The sequence below is a fragment of the Ramlibacter sp. genome (assembly GCF_028292805.1).
Classification (GTDB): domain Bacteria; phylum Pseudomonadota; class Gammaproteobacteria; order Burkholderiales; family Burkholderiaceae_C; genus Ramlibacter.
This window is the reverse complement of the sequence record NZ_JAQGLS010000226.1, coordinates 1-5,571: the sequence shown is the minus strand read 5'-3', so window position 1 is coordinate 5,571 and position 5,571 is coordinate 1. Positions and strand designations below refer to the sequence as shown.

Sequence of the window (5,571 nt, the reverse complement as noted above, 5' to 3'; positions counted from 1 at the left end):
TTAGCCCCTTATCCCTGACTAGTTCGTCGAAGCCTTCCTTCCAAGCATGGTCCATGACCCGCAGCAGTTGGGGGAACGTCATCAGCGCGGATCGATTTCGAGAGCCGAGAGCCATCCAGCTCTTAATCTCGTCAGTCTCTTCCACCTTGATAACCTCGTCCTGCACATCCTTCGGTACCTTGTCCCACCAGGGTCGCGACAAGTCCTTCGACAAGACCTCGACCACAAATGTGCGCAGGAAGTTCTCGAACACGAAGATGAGCCGGTAGGTTTCTGCAGCAGAAGTAGCCTGTCGAACGCTGGCCGGCAGCAGCGGGGCTAAGTCGTAGGACGGCGATAGCAAAAGGCTTTCGCCGGGAACGAGTTCCTCCATAGCACCGATGGAACGCTCGGCTGTCTGCCCCATCATCACGAACAGGGCGGCCGTCGCGTCGACACTCATTGGAACGTCTTCCTGAGCGCATTGAAGATGTTCAAGTACACCTCCTCTGTCGCGTTGTTCGGAAGGTGGACCTGGATGTTGTAGTGGAACTCTGGCCGCATTGGCCGGGCCGCTGCGTTGGTTGCGGCGACCGGCGCATTCTGCCGTCGCGGTGGCGCCTCTTCGACATCTCCATTGACATCGCCGCCCGTGTCACGCGGTGACGGTCGAGCGGAGAAATCGGCGAGTCGGGCGAGTGCCGCAAAGGTCAAGACGATTCGCGAAGTCATGCCGTCGTCGGTTCCCGCTACTTGCGCAACCAACCCCCTCAGCTTGTCGTTCGGCAACGCATGGGCGTCCTCGTTCGAAGCAAAGAGTGGCGCGTAGGCATCGCGAATGCCGTCCGCGAGGGCGGCCTTCGCGGCGTCCGGACTTTTCAGGAGGCGGTATCTCTGCGTGGGCGCGCCCGATTGGTCGATGAACTTCAAGGTCCGAAGGAGTGGAATGGCTTGGCGGTCGTTGCTGCCCTTCAGCCCAATGGTCCCCCCGAGAAACTCCTGCGTGAACCGGTCGGGGACCTTCGCTGATGCGATTGCGGCAAAGAGTCGCTCGACGTTCTTGTTCGAGCTTAGATACGGCAAGGAGCTGGCCATTGGGTTCCCTTTCTCGACCCATTGTTACAGCTGAGCTGCGTCTCGCCAAGAGCACGCCGTCCGAAAGTACAGATGCGGCACCATAAAGGGTCACTCCTGCGCGTGCCGGGCGCTGACGGCTTCAACCAGCGATGAGCGCCTCGCGGGCATCACGCACCCGCATGATGGTCTGCCGGCTGGTAGCGTAGTGACGCGCCAACGCCGCTACCGACTGCCCGGCCGCGAGCCGTCCACGTACGTCCTCGGCTTGCTTTGGGGTCAGACGGGAGGGGCGTCCGATGGGCTTGCCTTCTGCTGTTTTCTAGGTCGCTCGGGATCGAACGCGCTTAGTGTCTCGACCCTCTGACCCAAAGCGATTCCGTCCTGATGAGTGCTTGATTTGGGTCCACCTCAGGGGCTTTTGTCCGCGGCGTCAGTGCGCAGTCGGCTTCTCGCCTGATCGCGCACCTCCGCAGAAAAGACGTCTGGGTGGCGAAGAACGACGGCTTCGTATTGAAGTCGTCCATGCCTGCGTTGACCAGTGCGTCATAGCCTTCAGTGACCGTCCGCCGACCGACGACGCGTTCGACGGTGGGAATAATCCCATGTCTCTGAATGCTTTGCCATGTGCGACTTGCGCGTACCCGGCGGCCCGCCTTCTGAGACCGCACTTCCTCAAATGCGTAGATGGCTTGAAGAGCGTCGCGCTCAGCATCCGTGTTGGCTCCGTACTGGAGCGCCCGCAGCTCCACTGCTCTTCGCCGCGGCGGTGATCTGGGCCAGGCTGCTGAAGCGGGTGTTGGCAGCGTCCTTGCCGGCGAGGCGCCAGTCACCCTCCGTGGCTGCGGGCTGTGCCCACGCCGCTGCCGCGACTACGACGCCCAGCAAGGCCCACAAAGCACGCAACATCGTCTCCACGGTAGAGGACCGGCGTCGGGCCCGGGGGCACCGACGGATGCTTTTTTTTGCCGGTCAGTTTACACAGCCATCACCAGCCTGGGGCCTCTGTGTAACAGTCGGCGGCGGCAGCCCTCGCCACCCGGATGGTCCGACAATGAGTCCAACATGAAGATCTTTCTCGCCGTTGACGGCTCCGAAGCCGCGCTGCACGCCTGCCGCCTGGTCGCCGCCTGGCAAGGCGATCGCTCGCAGCACCAGCTCACGCTGCTGAACGTGCAGCGCCCGCCCTTGCACCTCTCGCCCGATCCCGGCGTGAACCAGGCCGTGCTCGAAGCCGCCTTGCGCGAGCACGGCGAGCAGCAGCTGGAACCCGCCCGCGCCCTGCTGCTGGACGCCGGCTGGCAGGTCCAGAACATCCTGCGCCTGGGCCCGCCGGCGGACACGCTGCTGGCCCTGGCGCGCGAGGGCGGCGCCGACGCGCTGGTGATGGGCGGCGGCCGGCATGGCCTGCTGGCCGGCTACGCGATCGGTTCGGTGGCCTTGCGCGTGGCGCCGGCCGCGCAGTGCCCGGTGCTGCTGGTCAAGGCCGGCGCCACGCTGCCGACGCGGCTGGGCACCAGTCTGCGCGTGACGGCGCCGGTCGACGGCTCGCCCGAATCGCTGGCGGCCGTGCAGCGGCTGGCCCGTTGCGCCGGCCTGCTGGGCACACTGCATGTAGACCTGGTGCATTTCCGGCCGAGCCTGAGCCTGGGCGCCGCCATGCTGCCGCCGCACGACGACGTGCTGTCCCAATGGGGCGGGCGCGAATCCGACGTCGCCCTGGCCGCGCCGGCCGAGGCGCTGGGCGTTGCCGGCATTCCCTTCGAGCTGCACCGGCTGGCCGGCACGCCCGAGGTCGCCATCGCCGCCTTCGCGCGCGAGCACGGCGCCGACCTGATCGCCATGGCCACCCGCGGCCGCGGCGCCATGCACCACCTCGTGCTCGGATCCGTCGCCCTGCGGACCGCGCACCAGAGCGCAGTGCCGGTCGCCCTGATGCGGTGAGCGCCCAGGTCAGTCGCGGTCGCGCAGCAGCCAGGCGCCGACCGAGATGCCGCCAGCAATGGCGGCGAACACGCCCACCATCGAGCCGCGCGAGAGACGGTGCTCGAAGCCGGGACTCAAGCGCTTTGGCACCAGGCTGTAGTCGATCGCGGCGGCAGCCATGCTGGTCGCGATGCCGCCCAGCAGCGCCTCGGGCACGCTCCTGACGGCGCGGCGCCCGCGCAACGCCCGGTACAGCGTCGCCCAGAACACCGTGGACAGCTGGTGCGTGACGATGCCGGTGAGCGTGTGGCGCAGCGTGAGCCGGTCCTCGCGCAGCGCTTGGTCGCCCCACAACCAATGGCTCTCGGCATTCACCGGCGCCACCGCGCTGCCGGTTTCGCGTTTGCCGGCCGCCAGCAGCACCGCCGCCGACAACACGCCGGCCAGCGTGCCGGACAGGATTCCTTCGCGCAGCGTGCTCTTCCAGTCGATCATCCCAAGCTCCGGTTGCCGTTGGCTCGATGATCGACTCGGGCGGAACAGGCCGATTGTAGGAAACAGCCGCATTCGCGCGCCGCGGGGCGGACGCTCGCCGCGCTCAGGCGTTGACCCGTCCACCAGCTCCTGCAGGTCCGGGGGCACCGGGCCGTGGCTCACGATCCGCAGGTCCAGCCCATGGTCCCGCACCAGCGCCGCCGCCCGGGTGATCGCATCGTTGATCCAGCGCAGGTCGTTGCCGAACACACCGCCGCCGACCCGCGTGAGCAACACCTTGTTGCTGCCGCCCCGCCCGGCGTTCCAGGCGGCCGCCAACAGCGTCGCTTCATACGAGGCTTGCAGCACCTGCGATGCGAAGCGCTGCCAGTTCGGCTGGCGGAACCTGCATGTACGCCACCGGCAGCGCGGAACAATCAGCCTGCGAGACGAGCTGCGCAGGATCATGGGCGTCGGTGACTTCGGTGTTCCATTGCAGCCCGATGCGCAGCGGCTGCGCAAGCCGTCCACCTTCTCTGGCGAACTGCGTTGCAGCAGGGCGTCGATGCGCGCCAGGCCCGCCTGCGTGCAGAGCGCGTAGCCGTTGCCCCCGGTCCAGAGTGCTCCGTCCGCGGTTCCCAGCACCACGCCAAGATTGGCCCGGCAGTCGAGCTGGCTGCCGGCCGCTGCCCCCGGCTGGCCGGCCACGTCCACCAGGTAGTTGCGGTAGATGGTCCCGGCCCGGGCCGCAATTGCGCAGGCCGGCCTTGCGTGCCGTCATGGACGTAGCCGGTCACGCCTTGCTCCGGCGTCGCCGCGGGGCCGGCCATCTCCGGCAGGTTGAATTGCGACGCGGCCTGGAACAGCGCCCCGCGACAGGCTGGATTGGCGTGCGGCAGCCGCGCATCACCGCGGATGCAAGTGGCGATGGTCCGGCCGACGCGCCCTGGGGGACCGGCATGCGTCGACGCAGTTCAGCCAGGCTGGGCGTCTCGGGCTTGCCGACGGCGCAGCGAAGGCCATTGTTCGATGAGACCAGGCGGCCGCCTTCCACCCGCAGCCGCGCCTGCGTCCGCGCGTACCGCAGTTCACGAAAGCCCGTGATGGCCTCGAACCAGTCCATCCACCCACTGGGGATGAACCGCTAGCGTCGCCCTTGTGCCATCCGCAGGATGTCGTCCAGCGCGTTGCCGTCGCCGTTGGCATCGAACAGCGCGCCGAGTCCGCCCAGCCCGCCGCCGGCGCCCGCTTGCGCACGACCGGCGCCCAGCAGGCCACCGAGCAAGCCTCCCAACCCCGCGTCGGCCGGCTGCGCAGCGGCACCGGCAGGCGCCGCTGCGCCCTGCCGGGACAGCCAGCCCGTCACCAGCATCGCCAGCAGCGGGAGCATCTTCTTGAGCAGCGCCGGGTCCAGCCCGGTGCGGGTCGCCGCGTCCTGGGCCACGGTGCGGCTCACGTCCCTGGAGCCGAAGATTTCGCCCAGCACGTCGTTGCCAGGCTGCGGATCGGCGTCCTGCCGGCCCAGGATCTGGTCCAGCAAGCCGCCGCCACCGAGTTGACCGAGCAAGCCGCCCAGGCCCACCGGACTGGCGTCGGCTTGCTTGCGCATCCCGCCCAGCAAGGCCGGCAGCAGCGCGTCCGCGCCGCGCTCGGCCTGGTCTTGCGCAATCCCCAGCTGGCGCGCCACCGCGGCCAGGCCGCCGGACTGCGCCAGCATGTCGGTGATCTGCATGGCAGTTCCGCTCAGTCGAGCAGTTCCCTGGGCACGTTGCCGCCGTTGGCCGCCAGCTTGGCCAGCACCGCCTTGTGCAGCCACATGTTCATCCTGGCCGAGTCTTCCATCACGTCGCGCGGGCAGCCCAGCTCGGTGGCCAGTTCCTTGCGCGCGGCCAGGCTGCTGTCGATGTCCAGCAGCTTGAGCAGGTCGACGATGGAAGTTCGCCAATTGAGCTTCTGCGAATTGGCAGCGGCTTTCTGCTCGAGCTGCGACACCACGTCGACCTGCGCCACCGGCCTGGCCGCTGCCGGCGCGGCGCCCGCACCTGCCACGTTGGTGCTTGGCTGCGCTGGTGCGCCCTGGGCGGCCGGGGCGCCCAGGGCGGTCGGGGCCGGCGGGGC

At 68.2% G+C, this 5,571-nt stretch carries 7 protein-coding genes and 1 pseudogene; 2 read left to right on the top strand and 6 right to left on the bottom strand.

Annotated elements, in window-relative coordinates; all coding sequences use genetic code 11:
* From JWP65_RS14420 to JWP65_RS14410, 3 genes and pseudogenes are all read right to left on the bottom strand, one after another.
* The coding region (locus JWP65_RS14420; protein ID WP_299764893.1) for a Swt1 family HEPN domain-containing protein at positions 1-442 on the bottom strand (442 nt) is incomplete at its 3' end.
* Entirely contained in the window at positions 439-1,074 is a 636-nt protein-coding gene (locus JWP65_RS14415; RefSeq protein ID WP_299764891.1) for a DUF5343 domain-containing protein, read from the bottom strand. The genes JWP65_RS14420 and JWP65_RS14415, both read right to left, overlap by 4 nt.
* 121 nt (positions 1,075-1,195) lie before the next feature.
* Positions 1,196-1,369 (bottom strand): annotated as a pseudogene (locus tag JWP65_RS14410) (helix-turn-helix domain-containing protein); the annotation flags it as partial.
* A gap of 749 nt (positions 1,370-2,118) precedes the next feature.
* Between JWP65_RS14410 and JWP65_RS14405 the strand changes: the two are divergent.
* Positions 2,119-2,997 (top strand): universal stress protein, encoded by an 879-nt coding sequence (locus JWP65_RS14405; RefSeq protein WP_299764889.1) that lies wholly within the window; start codon positions 2,119-2,121, stop codon positions 2,995-2,997.
* Positions 2,998-3,006: 9 nt separating this feature from the next.
* On the opposite strand, the gene JWP65_RS14400 is transcribed toward JWP65_RS14405, so the two are convergent.
* Positions 3,007-3,747 carry a hypothetical protein gene (locus JWP65_RS14400; protein ID WP_299764887.1) on the bottom strand — a complete coding sequence of 247 codons (741 nt, stop codon included), beginning with the start codon at positions 3,745-3,747 and terminating at the stop codon, positions 3,007-3,009.
* Here JWP65_RS14400 and JWP65_RS14395 point away from each other — a divergent pair.
* A complete protein-coding gene (locus JWP65_RS14395; RefSeq protein WP_299764885.1) occupies positions 3,740-4,054 on the top strand; it encodes a hypothetical protein in 315 nt (104 codons plus the stop codon). The genes JWP65_RS14400 and JWP65_RS14395 overlap by 8 nt on opposite strands.
* A gap of 543 nt (positions 4,055-4,597) precedes the next feature.
* On the opposite strand, the gene JWP65_RS14390 is transcribed toward JWP65_RS14395, so the two are convergent.
* Both JWP65_RS14390 and JWP65_RS14385 read right to left on the bottom strand, forming a co-directional pair.
* On the bottom strand, positions 4,598-5,185 hold the full coding sequence (locus tag JWP65_RS14390; protein ID WP_299764883.1) for a DUF937 domain-containing protein: 588 nt from the start codon (positions 5,183-5,185) through the stop codon (positions 4,598-4,600).
* Between the two features lie 11 nt (positions 5,186-5,196).
* Positions 5,197-5,571 (bottom strand): DUF3597 domain-containing protein (locus JWP65_RS14385; RefSeq protein WP_299764881.1); only part of this gene is annotated, 375 nt, incomplete at its 5' end.